The following is a 16,701-nucleotide window of genomic DNA, read 5'->3' on the forward strand; positions in this document are numbered from 1 at the left end:
TATGAGCGTACACGCTCAGTGGCGCGGCCACCACGGGCGCAGCGGGTACACGTCGGTCCCGGTCCTGTCCGGCTTCACGCACAGGAACTGGTGGATCTGGATGTTGTTGTGCTCGAAGTTGTATGCGCAGCCGGCCATGTACAGGCCCCACAGGCGTGCCTTCGGCTCGCCGACCATCGCGGTGGCCTGGCTCCAGTGGGCCGAAAGGTTCTCGTTCCACCGGTGCAGTGTGAGCGCATAATGCTGCCGCAGGTTCTCTTGGTTGATGACCTCGAAGCCGGTGTCCTGGATCGTCATCTCGATTTCGGCCGGGCTCGACAGCTCGCCGTCGGGGAAGATGTAGCGGTCGATGAACTCGCCCGCCTTCTTGCCCTGATGCGAATTGCACCGCGTGATCTGGTGGTTGAGCAGCATGGCGCCGGGCTTGAGCTTGTTGTAGATCTCCTGGAAATAGGCCGGGTAATGCTTGTAGCCCACATGCTCCATCATGCCGAGCGAGCAGATGCCGTCGAAATCGCCTTCCGGCACATCACGGTAATCCATGAGACGCACTTCGGCGAGGTCCTGCAGGCCCTCTTGGCGGATCCAACGCTGGGCCCACTCCGCCTGCTCTTCGGACAGCGTGACGCCGAGCGTATGGATGCCACGCTTCGCGGCCTCGATGGCCATCGACCCCCAACCGCACCCGATGTCAAGCAGACGGTCGCCCGGTTTGAGCGCGAGCTTGTCTAGCACCAGGTCGAGCTTCGCTTTCTGCGCGGCTTCGAGCGAGGTGTCGGGCGAATCGAACACGGCGCATGTGTAGGTCATGGAAGGCCCAAGGAACAGCGCGTAGAAATCGTTCGACTGGTCGTAATGGTAGCTGACCGTGGCCGCGTCGCCTTTGCGCGTATGCGGCAGCAGGCCTTCGCTCATGCGGCGCATGCGCCCCGGGCCTTCGATCGCCGGCGGTTCGGGCCTGCGGATGCCATGCGAGGCGACCGATGCGAGCGCCTTCGCCAATTGCGCCGGGTTCGGCGTGCGCAGATACGGCTTGACGTCCACGAGCTTGCCGAACAACGCGTATGGATCGCCCGGGTCGAGTTGCGGCGAATCGATGTCCCCCTGCAAGTAGGCGCGGGCCAGACCGAGTTCGCCCGGCGCGTTGATGAGATAATAGATCGCCCGCGAATTCCTGATGACCAAGGTCACCGGCGCGTCTTCGCTGCCATAGGTGGAGCCGTCAAAGGCCTTGACATATATCGGGGCTCCCGGCTTCACAAACAGCTCCACCATCTGCCCCACACTCATAGCCACCATATCTGCCCCTTTCCATTGCGGTCCGGCCGGCCATGAGTCATGGCCGGCCGGTCAAGCTCAGGCCTGGTCTTCGGCAATCGCGGCCTTGAGCTGTGCGACTTTGTTGGTGCGCTCCCAAGTGAAGCCGTCTTCCTCACGGCCGAAATGGCCGTAGGCAGCCGTCTTGGCGTAGATCGGGCGCAGCAGGTCGAGTTCGTCCACAATCGCCGCAGGGCGCAGGTCGAACACCCGGCGCACCGCACACTGGATCTGGTCGCGCGTCACACCGTCCATCTCGGTGCCATACGTCTCCACATTAATGCTCACCGGTTCGGCTACGCCGATTGCGTACGCAACCTGCACTTCAACTTTGTGTGCAAGGCCGGCGGCCACGATGTTCTTGGCCACCCACCGCGCGGCGTAGGCGGCCGAACGGTCCACCTTGCTCGGGTCCTTGCCGGAGAACGCGCCGCCGCCATGGTGCGCGGCGCCACCGTAGGTGTCGACGATGATCTTGCGGCCGGTCAAGCCGGCGTCGGCGGCCGGACCTCCCATGATGAACGATCCGGTCGGGTTCACGAGCACACGGTAGTCGTCGTGGCGCACGCGGTCGCCCAGCACCTCGTCGAGCACAGGCATGATGACATGCTCATTGAGCTGTTCGCGCAGCCAGTCCTGACGCACGGCGGGGTCATGCTGGGTCGACACGAGCACGGTGTCCACACGCCGGGGCACATCATGCTCGTCGTATTCGATCGTCACCTGCGTCTTGCCGTCTGGGCGCAGCGAAGGCACCTCGCCGCTCTTGCGCACTTTGGTCAGCCGCTGGGCGAGTTTGTGCGCCAAATGGATCGGCAGGGGCATGAGCACATCGGTCTCGTCACTGGCATAGCCGAACATCACGCCCTGATCGCCGGCGCCCTGCGCCTCATACCGCTCTTCGCGCGAGGCCGCGGTCTCCTCGTCACGCGAAAGGCGCGACACGCCCTGGTTGATCTCCGGGCTCTGCTCGGTGATTGCCACAAGCACGCCGCATGAGTCGGCGTCAAGGCCGACTTCGGAGCTCGTATAGCCAATGTCACGCACCACGGAACGCACGATGTGCTGGATGTCGCTGTAGCCTTCGCTCGTCACTTCGCCGAAGACAAAGAACTGGCCGGTTGTGGCCGAAGTCTCCACCGCCACATGCGCATGCGGGTCCTGCCGCAGCATGTCGTCGAGGATCGCGTCGGAAATCTGGTCGCAGACCTTGTCCGGGTGGCCTTCGGTCACCGATTCCGCGGAAATCAATTTGAGCTCTGCCATGTGTGTCTCCCCTTGGTACTCAATCAGTCACATGTGTGCATTGTGTGCAGGCGCGCAAAATGGCCATGGCCCACGCACCCAAGTGCGCATAAGTGCGGCAATGCCCCGGCGCGCGCAGGCAGGCGCCTCGCGTGCCGGGGCATTGCCGATGGATGCGTCCGGTCAGTTGCCTTCGCTCAGGTCGTCTTCGCCGAGGGTCTCTTCGAGCAGGCCCTCATTGATCTCGCGGAACGCGATGGACAGCGGCTTTTCCTGGCTCTCGTACTCCACGAGCGGGCCCACGTTCTGCAGCAGGCCTTCGTTGAGCTGCGTGAAGTAGGAGTTGATCTGACGTGCGCGCTTCGCCGCGAAGATCGCCAGCGCGTACTTCGAATCGGCGTGCTCCATAAGATCGTCAATCGGTGGATCTGCAAGTCCGGTTGGTGTAGGCTCGGTGCCGAATGCCATAGTAGAGATCTCCAAATCACTCGCAAATGCTTGTCTCAAAGAGTCCACTCTACCGCAAGCCATTGATTTGCGCCACCATGACCAACAGCGCGCACGCAATTGTCAAGATTTGTCAAATATTGCCCACCATGTGACCCAAGGTACTGACTTTTCAGTGGGATTCGGGTTGAATGGTGCCTTATGGAAATGCGATCTGCAAAAATCATGAATGGAAGAATCTTCGCCGGTGCGCGTGCGCTCTACCGTGCGGCCGGTGTGGACGGCAAGGACTTCGGCAAGCCGATCGTTGCCATCGCCAACTCGTTCGACGAATTCGTGCCCGGGCACGTGCATCTGAACAAGGTGGGCCGCCTCGTCTCCGAAGCGGTCAAACAGGCGGGCGGCATCCCGCGCGAATTCAACACGATGGCCGTCGACGACGGCATCGCCATGGGCCACACCGGCATGCTGTATTCGCTGCCGAGCCGCGAGATCATCGCCGACACCGTGGAATACCAGGTCAACGCGCACTGCGCCGACGCGCTCATCTGCATCTCGAACTGCGACAAGATCACGCCGGGCATGCTCATGGCCGCGCTGCGCCTCAACATCCCCACCGTGTTCGTCTCCGGCGGTCCGATGGAGGCCGGCACAACGGTGCTGCCCGACGGCACCGTCAAGGAGAACACCGACCTGATCGACGTGATGTACGCCTCGGCCGACGACAACATGACCGACGAGGACCTGCTCGCCTACGAACGCACCGTGTGCCCCACGTGCGGTTCGTGCGCCGGCATGTTCACCGCCAATTCGATGAACTGCCTCAACGAGGCGATCGGCCTCGCACTGCCCGGCAACGGCACCGTGCTCGCCTCGCACGGCTACCGCAAGCAGCTGTTCGAGCGTGCCGCGCAGACCGTGGTCGACATCGCGAACCGCTACTACCAGCACGACGACGAGTCGGTGCTGCCGCGTTCGATCGCCACCAAGCACGCGTTCGAGAACGCGATGACGATGGACGTGGCGATGGGCGGCTCCACGAACACGGTGCTGCACATCCTCGCGATGGCGCAGAGCGCCGACGTCGACTTCACGCTCGACGACATCGAGCGCATCAGCCACACTGTGCCGTGCATCTGCAAGGCGTCGCCGTCGGGCGAATGGGAGATTTCCGACGTGCACCGCGCCGGTGGCATCACCGGCATCCTCGGCGAGCTCGACCGCGCGGGCAAGCTGCACCGCGACGTGCATTCGGTGGACTACCCCTCGCTCGAAGCCAAGCTCGCGGACTGGGACATCATGCGCGACACCTGCACCGAGGAGGCGCGCGACTTCTTCAAGGCCGCCCCCGGCCACATCGTCTCGCCCGAACCGTGGACGCATGAGACGACGTTCGAGTCGCTCGACACCGACCGCGTCAACGGCGCGATCCACGACATCGACCACCCGGCGGTGACCGAAGGCGGCCTCGCCGTGCTGCGCGGCAACCTCGCGCCGGACGGCTGCGTGGTGAAGACCGCAGGCGTGCCGAAGGAGATCTGGACGTTCCGTGGGCCGGCGCTCGTCGTCGAATCACAGGAACAGGCGATCGAAGTGATCCTCAACGACACGCTCAAGCCCGGCCAGGCGCTGATCATCCGCTATGAGGGCCCCAAGGGCGGCCCGGGCATGCAGGAGATGCTCTACCCCACCTCGTTCGTCAAGGGCAAGGGCATCGGCAAAGAGGTCGCGCTCATCACCGACGGCCGCTATTCCGGCGGTTCCTCCGGCCTGTCGATCGGCCATGTGGCGCCGGAGGCGGCGAGCGGCGGTCCGATTGCCCTCGTCGAAAACGGCGACATGATTGTGATCGACATTCCGAACCGCACGATCAATGTGGAGCTGAGCGACGAGGAACTCGCCGAACGCCGCGCCAAGCTCGAGGCCGGTGACGGCTATGTGGCGCACCGTGACCGTCAGGTGAGCCAGGCGCTCAAGGCCTTCGCCGCGTTCGCCCGCTCGGCGGACAAGGGCGCCACGCGTGACCCAGAGCTCATCAACAAGCTCTCCGGCCTCGCCTGACCGCGGTATCTCCCACAAGGGCGGTGTGGGGGTTGTGTTCAGGACTCTCCTCGAACACAACCCCCACACCGCCCTTGTGTCTGAGCTTTCATTGCACATACCGAGCGCGTTCGCTCAGATTTTTTGAATGAAGCGCAGTTCATCGTACCTTTCATCGGACTACGCTCAGAATATCCAATAAACGAATTCTTCAACCGTCACTTCGTCAACAATGGCCTCAGGGCACCCAATGAATCATCCTACGGTGCCGAAACAGGCTTGCTCACGCCCTCGCTCCACTGTCACGCGTCGTCATGCATGTGGATAATCCGACCGTCCGACCACATACAGTCGTCCAATTGGCCCCCAGTCCCATCGTCATTTACGGTATATGCGACATGCATGGACAAAATGCCTATGCAGCAGCGGATTCGATCCCGAGGAGAATGCGATGAGACGAAATGCGCACATCGAGCGGCTGCTCGACGATGCCCGGCACAACCAGCGCTGCGCCTACGGGTCGACGCGTAACGAGCGAGCGGCATTCAACAACCGCGCGCGGCACGGCGATCTCTTGTGTGTGTTCCCCAACTGCTTTACCACAGCCGAATATTGGGCATCGCTGAATCCCGACCAGCGCACGATGCACTTGTGCCGGACGCTGCATGAGTCGCATCCTTCCATGGTGTTCGCGGGCGTCACCGCAGCAACCATACTGCGCCTGCCTCTTTCGCTGCGCCTGCAAGACGGCTCAATCACCTGCGCCGCCACATCACGCACATGGACAACCGGACGTCTGCACCATTTGCGCACCGATTCGCATACCTGTACACAGGTGCGTGGGCTTCCCACAACGAATGTCGTGCGCACTGTGGTGGATTGCGGTTTGACATTGCCGTTCGAAGAGGCGCTGCCCATGTATGACGCGGCGGTCGACAATGGCGCACCGTTACCGGAAATACTGCGGATATGCCAATCGCTGCGCCGCCCTACCGAACCGGTGCTGAGACTGCTGCACTATACCGATGGCCGCAGCGAGAACGGCGGTGAATCCTGGGCCAGGGCTGTGATGATCTCATTGGGATTCGCCGTTCCTGAACTACAGGTGCAATTCTACGACGCCCAGAACGCCACATGGTACCGCGTCGATTATCTCTGGCGATTGCCCAACGGCACTCTCATTGTCGGTGAGTTCGATGGGATGGCGAAATATTTCGATGAGACAATGGGTGGCGGTAGGACCATGGAACAGCGGGTGCAACGCGAACGTCGACGCAACGATGCGCTGCTCCGCGCCGGGGTCTCACGCATCGTGCATTTCTCCTATAACGATGTGCTGCATCGGGTTCCGCTCCAACGGAAATTGGAGGAGGCAGGCGTCCCCTATGCTGCGCACCGCTAGCGGGGGACCCACTCAGTCGAGACCGTATTCCACTGCGATGACGTTCCACAGGTCTTCGGCAGCCTGTTCGACGGTGTTGTTCACAATCGTCACGTCGAACTCCGGTTCGGCAGCGAGCTCCACCTTCGCGGTCTCCAAGCGCTTCGCCTGTTGTTCGGGCGTCTCGGTGCCACGGCCGAACAGCCGCTTCTTCAGTTCGTCAAAGCTCGGCGGCGCCAAGAACACGTAGACCACGTCGAGGCCAAGTTCGCGCGCGCGTTCCTTGACACGGCGCGCGCCCTGCAGGTCGATTTCGAGCACGGTGGGCACATTCTCCGCCAGATGCTCCTCCACCGGCACAAGAGGCGTGCCGTAATGCGCCATGCCGTGCACGAGCGCGGTCTCGAGGAACTCGCCAGCGCGCTCTTTGGCTTCGAACTCGTCTTCGCTCATGAACCAGTAGGTCACGCCATCCACTTCGCCGGGCCGGGGCGCGCGCGTCGTGGCGGAGACCGAGACCCACACCTCGGGATGCTGATTGCGCAACGCCGCCTCAACAGTGCCTTTGCCGACCGCGGTGGGGCCGGTCAACACCATGAGACGGCCGCCTGTGCGTACCTGCTGATTCGTCACGATTCGTCTCCTTCGAGCGTTTCCATCAATGCGCGCCGAATGTCAAGCGAGATGCTTTCGGTGGCTTGGATGAGGTCTTGGATTCCCGGTCCGTGTTCCGAGATCGCGCGCGACACGGTCACGAGCACGTTGCCGTGTGTACCGCGGAACACCGTGCGCAGATCGTCCGCTTCGGCGCCCTGCCAGCCGTAGCCCGGCGACAGGATCGGCCCGGTAAAGCTGGCGGGCGCCACACCGCTTTCCTGCAGCCATTGGCCGATGGTGGCGCCGATGATCAGGCCCACCGAACCGAGGCCTTTGACGTCTTGGTTGTATTTTTGCGCGGTGTTGGCGATGCCGTAGGCCACGGTCTTGCCTTTGTATTCGCCGGTCTGGCGGATCGCCGTCTGCAGGCTCGCGCCTTCCGGGTTCGAGGTGAGCGATGCGATGAACACGCCACGGCCGTGGTCGAGCGCGTCGTTGATCACGCCGCTGAGCGAACGCGCGCCATAATACGGCAGCAGGGTGATCGCATCCGCGAGCATCGGTGCATCCTGCTTGAAATAGGCGTCGGCGATTGCGGAGATCGTGGTGGACAGGCCGCCGTGCAGACAGTCGACGATGGTGATGATGTCCATCTGCCGTGCGGCATAGAGCACACGCTCAAGGGCCGCGTACCCCTTGGCCCCGTAGCGCTCGAACATCGACGACTGGAATTTGACGGCGGCGGCGCGACCGCTGGCCGCCTGCAGCATGCGCATGGCGTACAGCTCCGCGCCCTCCGCGTTCACCTGATAGCCCCACTCGGAGAGCACCTTGCGATGCGGATCGATGCCCACGCACAGTGGGCCGTTCTGCTTCATCGAGTTGCTCAGCCGCAGACCGAAATCGGACCGCAACGCAAATTGCTCCTCTGGAGTGAGCCCGGAACTCATCTCTTCACCGCCTTGCTATGCCTGCTTGCTCTCCAATGCGAACAGTTCACGGGCATGTTCCTGAATGCTCATGACCTGATAGTCATTGGCCTTGACTGCTTCGATAGCCAATAGTACCGCAGAGAACTCGGTCATCGTGGTGAACTGGGGCACATCGGCGGCGATGGCCGCGGCGCGGATCGAGTATCCGTCGGAACGCGAGCCACGCGAGTTCGGCGTGTTGAGGATCAGGTCGATCGCGCCTTCCTCGATGAGCTCCACCACGTTCTTGCCCACGCTGCCTTCGGCCTTGTCAATCTGGACCGGGGCGTCCGGGTCGGAATCCACGCGCGCCGTGATCTTGTCAACGATCTTCGATTCGATGCCGTAGCGGCGCAACACCGACGCCGTGCCTTCGGTGGCCCAGATCTGGAAGCCGAGCTCCACAAGGCGCACCGCAAACAGCGGCAGCTGGCGCTTGTCGGTGTCGTTCACCGAGATGAACACGTTGCCGCTTGTGGGCAGGCCGCCTTCGTATGCGGAAAGCTGGCTCTTCGCGAAAGCGTGCGGGAAGTCGCGGTCGAAGCCCATGACCTCGCCGGTCGAGCGCATCTCGGGCCCGAGCAAGATGTCGACGGTCTTGCCCACGGGCGTGCGGAAGCGCTTGAACGGCAGTACGGATTCCTTGATGGCCACCTGCTGGCCCAGACGAACATCGCCACCGTCGCCGTGCGGCAGCAGCAGGCCGTTGTCGCGCTGCTGCTGGATCGTCTCGCCTGCCATGATGCGCGCGGCGGCCTTCGCGAGGGCCACGCCGGTGGCCTTCGACGCGAACGGCACCGTGCGTGAGGCGCGCGGGTTCGCTTCGATCACATAGAGCGTGTTGGCCATGAACGCGTACTGCACGTTGATCAGACCGCACACACCGCACCCCTTGGCGATTGCGTAGGTGGCTTCACGCAGGCGGCGGATCTGGTCGTCGCTCAGCGTGCTCGGCGGCAGCGTGCACGCGGCGTCGCCGGAGTGCACACCGGCCTCTTCGATGTGTTCCATGATGCCGCCGATGTACAGCTCGTCACCGTCGAACAGCGCGTCGACGTCAATCTCGATCGCGTCCTGCAGGAACTTGTCGATGAGCAGCGGCGAAGGCAGGCGCCCGGACACCACCGTGTCGGCCTTGGCTTCGTTGAGCGCGCGGTTCACATACTTTTCGAGCTGCGCGTCGTCGTAGACGATTTCCATGCCGCGGCCGCCGAGCACGTAGCTCGGGCGCACGAGCACCGGGTAGCCGATGGAGTGCGCGGCGTCGAGTGCCTCCTCGAGGCTGAGCGCCGTGCCAAAGCGCGGCGCGTTGAGCTTCTCCGCGCGCAGCACTTCGCCGAACAGCTCGCGGTTTTCGGCCAGGTCGATCGATTCGGGGGTCGTGCCCAGAATCGGCACGCCGGCGGCCTTGAGTCGCGCGGCGAGCGAAAGCGGCGTCTGGCCGCCGAGCTGCACGATCACACCCTTGATCGGACCCATCTTCTTCTCGGCTTCGTAGATCTCGATCACGTCTTCGAACGTGAGCGGCTCGAAGTAGAGGCGGTCCGACATGTCGTAGTCGGTCGAGACGGTCTCGGGGTTGCAGTTGACCATGATCGTGTCGTAGTCCTTGCCGAGTTCCTGCACGGCGTGCACACACGTGTAGTCGAACTCGATGCCCTGCCCGATGCGGTTCGGGCCGGAGCCGAGGATAATCACGGCCGCGCGGTCGCGCTTGCGCAGCTCGGTCTCGTCGGCGTAGCACGAGTAGTAGTACGGCGTGACCGCGTCGAATTCCGCGGCGCATGTGTCGACCGTCTTGTAGACCGGGTGCAGCCCATAGTTCCAGCGCAGTTCGCGCACGGTGTTCTCACCGGCGTCGCCCAGTCCGCGCAGGCGCGCGATCTGCAGGTCGGACAGACCGGCGAGCTTCGCCTTCTTGAGCAGACGCGGCGACAGCGTTTCGGCGTCGCGCACCTGCATCGCGGTGTCGTTGATGAGCATGAACTGCTTGACGAACCACGGGTCGATCTTGGTGGCGGCGAAGATCTGCTCCTCGGTCGCACCGCCCCAGATGGCACGCATGAGCTGCAGGTAACGGTGCTCGGTCGGCACCTTCATCGCCTCGAGCAGCTCGGCGACCTCCTGCTCGCCAGGCTTCTCGCCGCTCCACGAGAAGCCCATGTCGCGCTTGTCGATGGAACGCATGGCCTTGCCGAGCGATTCCTGGAAATTGCCGGCGAGGGCCATCGCCTCGCCCACCGACTTCATCGAGGTTGTCAGTGTCGGGTCGGCGCCCGGGAACTTCTCGAACGCGAAACGCGGCACCTTCGTGACCACGTAGTCGATCGTCGGTTCGAAGCTCGCCGGGGTGGACTTGGTGATGTCGTTCTGGATCTCGTCGAGCGTATAGCCGAGCGCGAGCTTCGTCGCGATCTTCGCAATCGGGAAGCCCGTGGCCTTCGACGCCAGCGCGGACGAGCGCGAGACGCGCGGGTTCATCTCGATGACGATGATGCGGCCCGTGGCGGGGTGGATCGCGAACTGGATGTTGCAGCCGCCGGTGTCGACACCCACGCCGCGGATGATCGCGATGCCGATGTCGCGCAGCTTCTGGTATTCACGGTCGGTCAGTGTGAAGACCGGTGCAACGGTAATCGAGTCACCGGTGTGCACGCCGACCGGGTCGACGTTTTCGATCGGGCACACGACCACCACGTTGTCGTTGCGGTCGCGCATGAGTTCCAGCTCGTATTCCTTCCAGCCCTCGATGCCCTCTTCGATCAGCACCTCGTCGGTCGGGGAATAATGGATGCCGGCGCCGGCGATGCGGTGCAGTTCCTCGGTGTTGTGCGCAATGCCCGAACCGAGGCCGCCCATCGTGAAGCTGGGGCGCACCACAAGCGGGAAGCCGAAGCGTTCGGCGATTGCGTCCACCTCCTCGAGCGTGTGTGCGATGTCAGAGCGTGCGGATTCGGCGCCGGCCGCCTCGACGACCTCCTTGAACGACTCACGGTCCTCACCGCGGTCGATGGCTTCGAGCGAGGCGCCGATGAGCTCCACGTTGTACTTCTTCAGCACGCCCGCCTCACCGAGGGCCACCGCGGCGTTGAGCGCGGTCTGGCCGCCGAGCGTGGGCAGCAGTGCGTCTGGGCGTTCCTTGGCGATGATGCGTTCGAGGATCGGCGTGGCGATCGGCTCGATGTAGGTGGCATCCGCCATCTCCGGGTCGGTCATGATTGTGGCCGGGTTGGAATTCACGAGGATGACACGGATGCCTTCTTCGCGCAGCACGCGGCACGCCTGGGTTCCCGAGTAATCGAACTCGGCGGCCTGACCGATGACGATCGGGCCCGAGCCGATGACCATGACCGACTTGATGTCGTTACGCTTGGGCATTCGTGGATTCCTCCTTGGCATTCTTTGCATTGGCGTCGTTCATCATCGCGACGAAGCGGTCGAACAGATATGCGGCATCGTGCGGGCCGGCCGCGGCCTCGGGATGGTACTGCACCGAGAACGCGGGAATGTCGACGCACTGCAGGCCTTCCACAACGTCGTCGTTGAGGTCGACATGGCTTACGAACACCTTGCCGAATGCGCCATCCTGATAGGGGGCGTCCACGGTCTGGCCGAGCGGGGCGTCCACGGCGAAGCCGTGGTTGTGGGCGGTGACCTCCACCTTGCCGGTCGTCACGTCCTTGACCGGCTGGTTGATGCCGCGGTGGCCGAACTTGAGCTTGTAGGTGCCGAAGCCAAGGGCCCGGCCGAGCAGCTGGTTGCCAAAGCAGATGCCGAAGAACGGGTAGCCGGCGGAAAGCACCTCACGCAGCATGGCGACCATGTCATCGGCCTGTTCCGGGTCTCCCGGGCCGTTCGAGAAGAAGACGCCGTCGGGATTGAGCTGCTCGATTTCCTCGAACGTGGTCGTCGACGGCAGCACGACCACGCGGCAGCCGCGCTCGGCGAGGCGCTGCGGGGTCATCGCCTTGATGCCCAGATCGACCGCGGCCACCGTGGCCACCGGTTCCTTGCCTTCGAACGCGCCGGCGGGCTCGACCACGTAGCGTTCCTTGGTGCTCACCTCGTCGTAGAGGCTCATGCCCTTCATCTGAGGGGTCTGGCGCACGTCGTCGAGCAGCGCGTCGATGCTGCGCGGCTCACCTTGGCCGTCGAGCAGGGCGTCGCCCGAGAAGATGCCCGCGCGCATCACGCCGGCCGTGCGCAGATGGCGCACAAGCTTGCGGGTATCGATGTGGCTGATGCCCACGATGCCGTTGTTGACGAGCGCGTCATCGAGGCTGCCTGTGGCGCGCCAGTTGCTCACATTGACGCTGGGGTCGCGCACCACATATCCAGCGACCCAAATGCGCGAGGACTCCGGGTCGCTGGGGTTCACACCGGTGTCGCCGATGTGCGGGAAGGTCTGCACCACGATCTGGCGGTCGTAGCTCGGATCGGTAAGCGTCTCCTGATAGCCGGTCATGGCCGTGGAGAACACGATCTCTCCACGGGTGGCCCCAACGGCGCCGTATGGTTCACCGATGTAGACCTGCCCATCTTCGAGGACGAGCACAGCATCCTGTGCGGTGTAGTTGTCGGTTGCCGAGTCGAGCTGGTTCACCCAAACCCCCAATTCATCAAGGTAGTTGTACCGTGGATAGCGGCCGGTTGAGACTCGCGACCCGGCCTAACGCGCTTGAATTCAGTTGGTCTGATCGGTAGGTGCCCCATGCGGCTTGCTTGCGCAGATGGCGCTGAGCAAACCATGGATGAAGGCGGGTGCGTCGTCGTCGCACAATTGCTTGGCGAGATTCAGCGCCTCATCGATGGCCACCTTGTCGGGCACATCGTCGTTGTAGACGATCTCCCATACCGCAATACGTAGAATATTACGGTCGACCACGTGCATGCGTTTGACTTTCCAACCTGTGGAATGCTCATTGAGCAGGCCGTCGATGTCTCGCCGGTTGTCCGCCACCCCACGCACGATTTCGATGGCGTATTCGGGGAGAGGTGTCTGTGCGCCGGGTTCGGCGATGCGCTCATCGAGAAGGGACAGGATGCTCTGCCCCTTCTCGTCAGCTTCATACAGTGTGTTCAGAGCCCGTTTGCGAGCGGTGGAACGTGCCATGGAACAGTGGGTCCTTTATCTGCGCGTCAGTTCTCGCGGCCCAGGTAGGAACCGTCTTCGGTGTTGACCTTGACCTTCTCGCCTTCGCCGATGAACAGCGGCACCTGGATCTCGGCGCCGGTCTCCACGGTCGCGGGCTTGGTGCCGGCGTTGGAGCGGTTGCCCTGCAGGCCGGGCTCGGTGTGGGTCACGGTCAGCACGACGGATGCCGGCAGTTCGACGGAGAGCGGGGTGCCGTCGTGGAAGGAGACGATGCAATCGGTGCCTTCGAGCAGGTACTTCGCCTTGTCGCCCACGAGGCTCTTCGGGATCATGATCTGGTCGTAGGTCGTCATGTCCATGAAGACGAAGTTGTCGCCGTCGTCATAGGAGTACTGCAGCGTGCGGTTATCGACGGTCTCGAAGTCCATCTTCATGCCGGCATTGAAGGTCTTGTCCACAATCTTGCCGGACAGCACGTTCTTGATCGTCGTGCGTACAAAGGCGGGGCCCTTGCCCGGCTTGACGTGCTGGAACTTGATGACCTGCCACAGCTGGCCGTCCAGATTGAGGATGGATCCGTTCTTGATGTCGTTGGTAGTCTGTGCCAAAATACTCACCTATTCGTTCGCTCGTTGGAAAGCTATTGTGTTGAAAGCCATATAGAGCCTACGACATTATGCCAGAAGCCCCCTACAGCTGCAACCACACCGTCATATCGTGCGCGATTGCCGCCATGCAAGCCTGTTCGCTCTTGACATCATTTGCGCCCCGCTCCTCCACCCCCCCCTATGTTTTGCGGTATATCGGAAAGTGTTTGCAGTCGGCGCGCTTCACGTCCGACCGCCCAGACCGCATGGATTGCATAGGAGGAAACCATGAACAATCCAATGATCACCGACGCGCTGCTCGACGGCCGTTCCATCATCGTCGTGGGCCACGCGCCGCTCGACAGCAAGGTCACCGCGTTCCAGTCGCTCGTCGACGCCTTGGCGGACGAGCGCAAGCTCGGCGTGATCGACGAGCACCATGTGCTGCCGACCGTGCACCGTCCGCGACGGTCATCGATGCCGACGGCAAAGGTGTCGACGCGATCCACCACACCATCCGCGAGGATAACATCACCGCCGTCGCGTTCCCCACGATGCGCCGCGGCGACATTGTGCGCATGCTCATGGATTACGCCGGTCAGGAGAACGGGCAGGTGCTGATGATCAACGAGGGCATGTCCGACGCGGTGCAGACCCTGCGCGGTGACCTGCCGATGATGCTGCTCAAATCCTCGCCGTCAGGGCATACCGAGTTCTCCGATGCTGCGATCAAGGCCATGGACCCGGTTGTGGTGACGCTGGACCGCAACGGCAATGTGGAGTCGATCATAACCGTCGACAAGCATGCCGAAGGCATTGTGGCGATGCCGATGCAGTGACGGGCACTCGCTACGCGGCACTTGGCGATGGCCCGGATTTGTGGCGTTCCACAAGTCCGGGCCATTGATTTCTTCGGCATGCACATGGCGCGCGCCACATGCCATTGCCGTAGACTGGCGCTTGCGGCCCGTTGCAGCCCAGCGGCGGCAACGGGCCTTATCGTCTGCCCACGAAAGGTGATTATGGTACGCAGCAGAACAGCCCAACTCATATTCCAATCGTTCTATGTGGCGATCGGCCTCGTCGGCATCGTCGGCAGCCTCGGTTTCTACGAGCATTCGTTCGACGATGTCTTCTACGTGTATTTCACGAATCTTTCCAACTACCTGTGCATCGCGGTCATGCTGCTTGAGCTGATTCAGACCGCGCAACGCAAGGCCGACGGATTCGTCACGCTCAGCCCAGCGGTCAAATTCATCAGCGTCACAGCGATCCTGCTGACATTCTTCGTGTTCAACATCCTGCTCGCCGGGGCGCCTGACCGCGATCCGGCCCAGAACTTCACGATCACAAGCATCTCGTTCCATGTGGTACTGCCGCTGCTGTTCGTCTTCGACTGGATTCTGTTCTACGAACACGGCCGTGTCAAGTGGACATATCCGCTGTATTCGACGATCTTCCCTCTCATGTATCTGGCGTTCGTCTACATCCGTGCATGGATGGTGGGATTCGACCTCAACGTGCCCAAGCTCTATCCTTACTTCTTCATCAACCTTGACGAGCAGGGTGTGGCGGGCGTTGTACGCTGGGTGGTCATCCTGCTTGTCGCGTTCATCGTGCTCGGCTATGTGCTGATGGGCATCGACCGCGCGCTCGGGTCGCCCAAGCGCAACGGCGGCATTGAATCCACCGCGACCGTCTGATCCTCTTCCCCGCATATACCAAGAGGGGGCTTCCCGTCAGGGAAGCCCCCTCTACGCTAGTTCAGCGTGTCAGATCGCGTCTGATGAGATCAGGCGAGGATCTTGGTGACACGGCCCGAGCCGACGGTGTGGCCACCTTCACGCACTGCGAAGGTGAGGCCCTCTTCCATAGCGATCGGCTGGATCAGCTCGACCGTGAAGGTCGCGTGATCGCCAGGCTGGACCATCTCGACGCCTTCCGGCAGCGTGATGACGCCGGTGACGTCGGTGGTGCGGAAGTAGAACTGCGGACGGTAGTTCGAGAAGAACGGCGAGTGGCGGCCACCCTCGTCCTTGGTCAGAACGTAGACTTCGCCCTCGAACTTGGTGTGCGGGGTCACGGAGCCCGGAGCAGCCACAACCTGGCCACGCTCCACGTCGGTGCGGCCGAGGCCACGGAGCAGCAGACCGGTGTTGTCGCCAGCCTCGCACTCATCCATCTGCTTGTGGAAGGTCTCGATGGAGGTGACGGTGGTGGTCTGGGTCGGGCGGATGCCGACGATCTCAACGTTGGTGTTGATCGGCAGCTTGCCACGCTCGACACGACCGGTGACGACGGTGCCACGGCCGGAGATCGTGAAGACGTCCTCGATCGGCATCAGGAACGGCTTGTCGAGGTCGTGAACCGGGGTCGGGATGTAGTCGTCGACATCGTTCATGAGTTCCTTGACGGTCTCGACCCACTTCTCGTGGTCCGGAGCGTCGTCGTGCAGCGCGCCGTAGGCGGAGGTGTGCACGACCGGGCAGTCACGGTCGAAGCCGTTCTCGTCGAGGAGGTCGCGGACCTCTTCTTCGACGAGCTCGATGAGCTCTTCATCGTCGACCATGTCGCACTTGTTCAGGGCGACGAGGATCTTCGGGACGCCCACCTGACGGGCGAGCAGCACGTGCTCGCGGGTCTGGGCCATCGGGCCGTCGGTCGCGGCCACAACCAGGATGGCGCCGTCCATCTGAGCAGCGCCGGTGATCATGTTCTTCACGAAGTCGGCGTGGCCCGGGCAGTCGACGTGAGCGTAGTGACGCTTCTCGGTCTGGTACTCGATGTGGGCGATGTTGATGGTGATACCACGCTGCTGCTCTTCCGGAGCGGCGTCGATCTGGTTGAAGTCATACTCCGGGTTGAGATCCGGGAACTCATCGTGCAGCACCTTGGAGATAGCTGCGGTCAGGGTCGTCTTGCCGTGATCGACGTGACCAATGGTACCAATGTTAACGTGCGGCTTAGTACGCTCGTACTTTTCCTTTGCCATGTGTGTTGTCCTCCTGGACGTTTCTCGTA

At 62.6% G+C, this 16,701-nt stretch carries 15 protein-coding genes; 5 read left to right on the forward strand and 10 right to left on the reverse strand.

Translation table 11 applies throughout. The features are described from left to right. Positions 1 to 15: 15 nt before the first annotated feature. The 3 genes from OU02_RS00630 to rpoZ form a co-directional block, all read right to left on the reverse strand. Entirely contained in the window at positions 16 to 1,299 is a 1,284-nt protein-coding gene (locus OU02_RS00630; protein WP_033488309.1) for a class I SAM-dependent methyltransferase, read from the reverse strand. A 57-nt stretch (positions 1,300 to 1,356) separates the two neighbouring features. Continuing rightward, entirely contained in the window at positions 1,357 to 2,583 is a 1,227-nt protein-coding gene (metK, locus tag OU02_RS00635; protein WP_033488310.1) for a methionine adenosyltransferase, read from the reverse strand. Positions 2,584 to 2,745: 162 nt separating this feature from the next. Continuing rightward, the gene (gene rpoZ, locus OU02_RS00640; RefSeq protein ID WP_022857762.1) at positions 2,746 to 3,030 is read right to left on the reverse strand and encodes a DNA-directed RNA polymerase subunit omega; all 285 of its coding nucleotides are present in this window, start codon (positions 3,028 to 3,030) and stop codon (positions 2,746 to 2,748) included. Positions 3,031 to 3,210: 180 nt separating this feature from the next. On the opposite strand from rpoZ, the gene ilvD reads away from it, so the two are divergent. Both ilvD and OU02_RS00650 read left to right on the forward strand, forming a co-directional pair. After that, positions 3,211 to 5,070 (forward strand): dihydroxy-acid dehydratase, encoded by a 1,860-nt coding sequence (ilvD, locus tag OU02_RS00645; RefSeq protein WP_026643376.1) that lies wholly within the window; start codon positions 3,211 to 3,213, stop codon positions 5,068 to 5,070. 430 nt (positions 5,071 to 5,500) lie between these two features. Beyond that, positions 5,501 to 6,451: a hypothetical protein gene (locus OU02_RS00650; RefSeq protein ID WP_033488311.1), complete on the forward strand. Its 951-nt coding sequence runs from the start codon at positions 5,501 to 5,503 to the stop codon at positions 6,449 to 6,451. Between the two features lie 12 nt (positions 6,452 to 6,463). Here OU02_RS00650 and gmk read toward each other — a convergent pair whose 3' ends face one another. From gmk to efp, 6 genes are all read right to left on the reverse strand, one after another. Beyond that, positions 6,464 to 7,027 carry a guanylate kinase gene (gene gmk / locus OU02_RS00655; RefSeq protein ID WP_051918262.1) on the reverse strand — a complete coding sequence of 188 codons (564 nt, stop codon included), beginning with the start codon at positions 7,025 to 7,027 and terminating at the stop codon, positions 6,464 to 6,466. 32 nt (positions 7,028 to 7,059) lie between these two features. Beyond that, the gene (gene pyrF / locus OU02_RS00660; protein ID WP_033488313.1) at positions 7,060 to 7,977 is read right to left on the reverse strand and encodes an orotidine-5'-phosphate decarboxylase; all 918 of its coding nucleotides are present in this window, start codon (positions 7,975 to 7,977) and stop codon (positions 7,060 to 7,062) included. Positions 7,978 to 7,992: 15 nt separating this feature from the next. Beyond that, the gene (carB, locus tag OU02_RS00665; protein ID WP_022857764.1) at positions 7,993 to 11,376 is read right to left on the reverse strand and encodes a carbamoyl-phosphate synthase large subunit; all 3,384 of its coding nucleotides are present in this window, start codon (positions 11,374 to 11,376) and stop codon (positions 7,993 to 7,995) included. Beyond that, positions 11,363 to 12,601, reverse strand: coding sequence for a glutamine-hydrolyzing carbamoyl-phosphate synthase small subunit (gene carA / locus OU02_RS00670; protein ID WP_026643380.1), 1,239 nt, complete (start codon positions 12,599 to 12,601; stop codon positions 11,363 to 11,365). The genes carB and carA overlap by 14 nt, the downstream gene beginning before the upstream one ends. 81 nt (positions 12,602 to 12,682) lie before the next feature. Continuing rightward, the gene (gene nusB, locus OU02_RS00675) at positions 12,683 to 13,111 is read right to left on the reverse strand and encodes a transcription antitermination factor NusB (protein ID WP_022857766.1); all 429 of its coding nucleotides are present in this window, start codon (positions 13,109 to 13,111) and stop codon (positions 12,683 to 12,685) included. 26 nt (positions 13,112 to 13,137) lie between these two features. After that, the gene (gene efp / locus OU02_RS00680) at positions 13,138 to 13,701 is read right to left on the reverse strand and encodes an elongation factor P (protein ID WP_022857767.1); all 564 of its coding nucleotides are present in this window, start codon (positions 13,699 to 13,701) and stop codon (positions 13,138 to 13,140) included. 267 nt (positions 13,702 to 13,968) lie between these two features. On the opposite strand from efp, the gene OU02_RS08980 reads away from it, so the two are divergent. The 3 genes from OU02_RS08980 to OU02_RS00690 all read left to right on the forward strand — a co-directional run bounded on the left by OU02_RS08980 (position 13,969) and on the right by OU02_RS00690 (position 15,383). After that, the gene (locus tag OU02_RS08980) at positions 13,969 to 14,301 is read left to right on the forward strand and encodes a hypothetical protein (protein ID WP_051918181.1); all 333 of its coding nucleotides are present in this window, start codon (positions 13,969 to 13,971) and stop codon (positions 14,299 to 14,301) included. Beyond that, positions 14,259 to 14,519 (forward strand): hypothetical protein, encoded by a 261-nt coding sequence (locus tag OU02_RS08985; RefSeq protein ID WP_238551880.1) that lies wholly within the window; start codon positions 14,259 to 14,261, stop codon positions 14,517 to 14,519. The genes OU02_RS08980 and OU02_RS08985 overlap by 43 nt, the downstream gene beginning before the upstream one ends. A gap of 183 nt (positions 14,520 to 14,702) precedes the next feature. Beyond that, positions 14,703 to 15,383: a Pr6Pr family membrane protein gene (locus OU02_RS00690; RefSeq protein WP_033488314.1), complete on the forward strand. Its 681-nt coding sequence runs from the start codon at positions 14,703 to 14,705 to the stop codon at positions 15,381 to 15,383. A gap of 89 nt (positions 15,384 to 15,472) precedes the next feature. Here OU02_RS00690 and tuf read toward each other — a convergent pair whose 3' ends face one another. Continuing rightward, positions 15,473 to 16,672, reverse strand: coding sequence for an elongation factor Tu (tuf, locus tag OU02_RS00695; protein ID WP_022857769.1), 1,200 nt, complete (start codon positions 16,670 to 16,672; stop codon positions 15,473 to 15,475). Positions 16,673 to 16,701: the final 29 nt, after the last annotated feature.

The sequence above is a fragment of the Bifidobacterium pseudolongum subsp. pseudolongum DSM 20099 genome (genome assembly GCF_000771225.1).
Classification (GTDB): Bacteria; Actinomycetota; Actinomycetes; order Actinomycetales; family Bifidobacteriaceae; genus Bifidobacterium; species Bifidobacterium pseudolongum.

What these genes read in the sequence shown, in the direction of transcription:
- OU02_RS00630 (WP_033488309.1), bottom strand. Translation starts at nt 1,299, where the DNA reads ATGGTGGCTATGAGTGTGGGGCAGATGGTGGAGCTGTTTGTGAAGCCG.
- metK (WP_033488310.1), bottom strand. Translation starts at nt 2,583, where the DNA reads ATGGCAGAGCTCAAATTGATTTCCGCGGAATCGGTGACCGAAGGCCAC.
- rpoZ (WP_022857762.1), bottom strand. Translation starts at nt 3,030, where the DNA reads ATGGCATTCGGCACCGAGCCTACACCAACCGGACTTGCAGATCCACCG.
- ilvD (WP_026643376.1), top strand. Translation starts at nt 3,211, where the DNA reads ATGGAAATGCGATCTGCAAAAATCATGAATGGAAGAATCTTCGCCGGT.
- OU02_RS00650 (WP_033488311.1), top strand. Translation starts at nt 5,501, where the DNA reads ATGAGACGAAATGCGCACATCGAGCGGCTGCTCGACGATGCCCGGCAC.
- gmk (WP_051918262.1), bottom strand. Translation starts at nt 7,027, where the DNA reads ATGGTGTTGACCGGCCCCACCGCGGTCGGCAAAGGCACTGTTGAGGCG.
- pyrF (WP_033488313.1), bottom strand. Translation starts at nt 7,977, where the DNA reads ATGAGTTCCGGGCTCACTCCAGAGGAGCAATTTGCGTTGCGGTCCGAT.
- carB (WP_022857764.1), bottom strand. Translation starts at nt 11,376, where the DNA reads ATGCCCAAGCGTAACGACATCAAGTCGGTCATGGTCATCGGCTCGGGC.
- nusB (WP_022857766.1), bottom strand. Translation starts at nt 13,111, where the DNA reads ATGGCACGTTCCACCGCTCGCAAACGGGCTCTGAACACACTGTATGAA.
- OU02_RS08980 (WP_051918181.1), top strand. Translation starts at nt 13,969, where the DNA reads ATGAACAATCCAATGATCACCGACGCGCTGCTCGACGGCCGTTCCATC.
- OU02_RS08985 (WP_238551880.1), top strand. Translation starts at nt 14,259, where the DNA reads ATGCTCATGGATTACGCCGGTCAGGAGAACGGGCAGGTGCTGATGATC.
- OU02_RS00690 (WP_033488314.1), top strand. Translation starts at nt 14,703, where the DNA reads ATGGTACGCAGCAGAACAGCCCAACTCATATTCCAATCGTTCTATGTG.
- tuf (WP_022857769.1), bottom strand. Translation starts at nt 16,672, where the DNA reads ATGGCAAAGGAAAAGTACGAGCGTACTAAGCCGCACGTTAACATTGGT.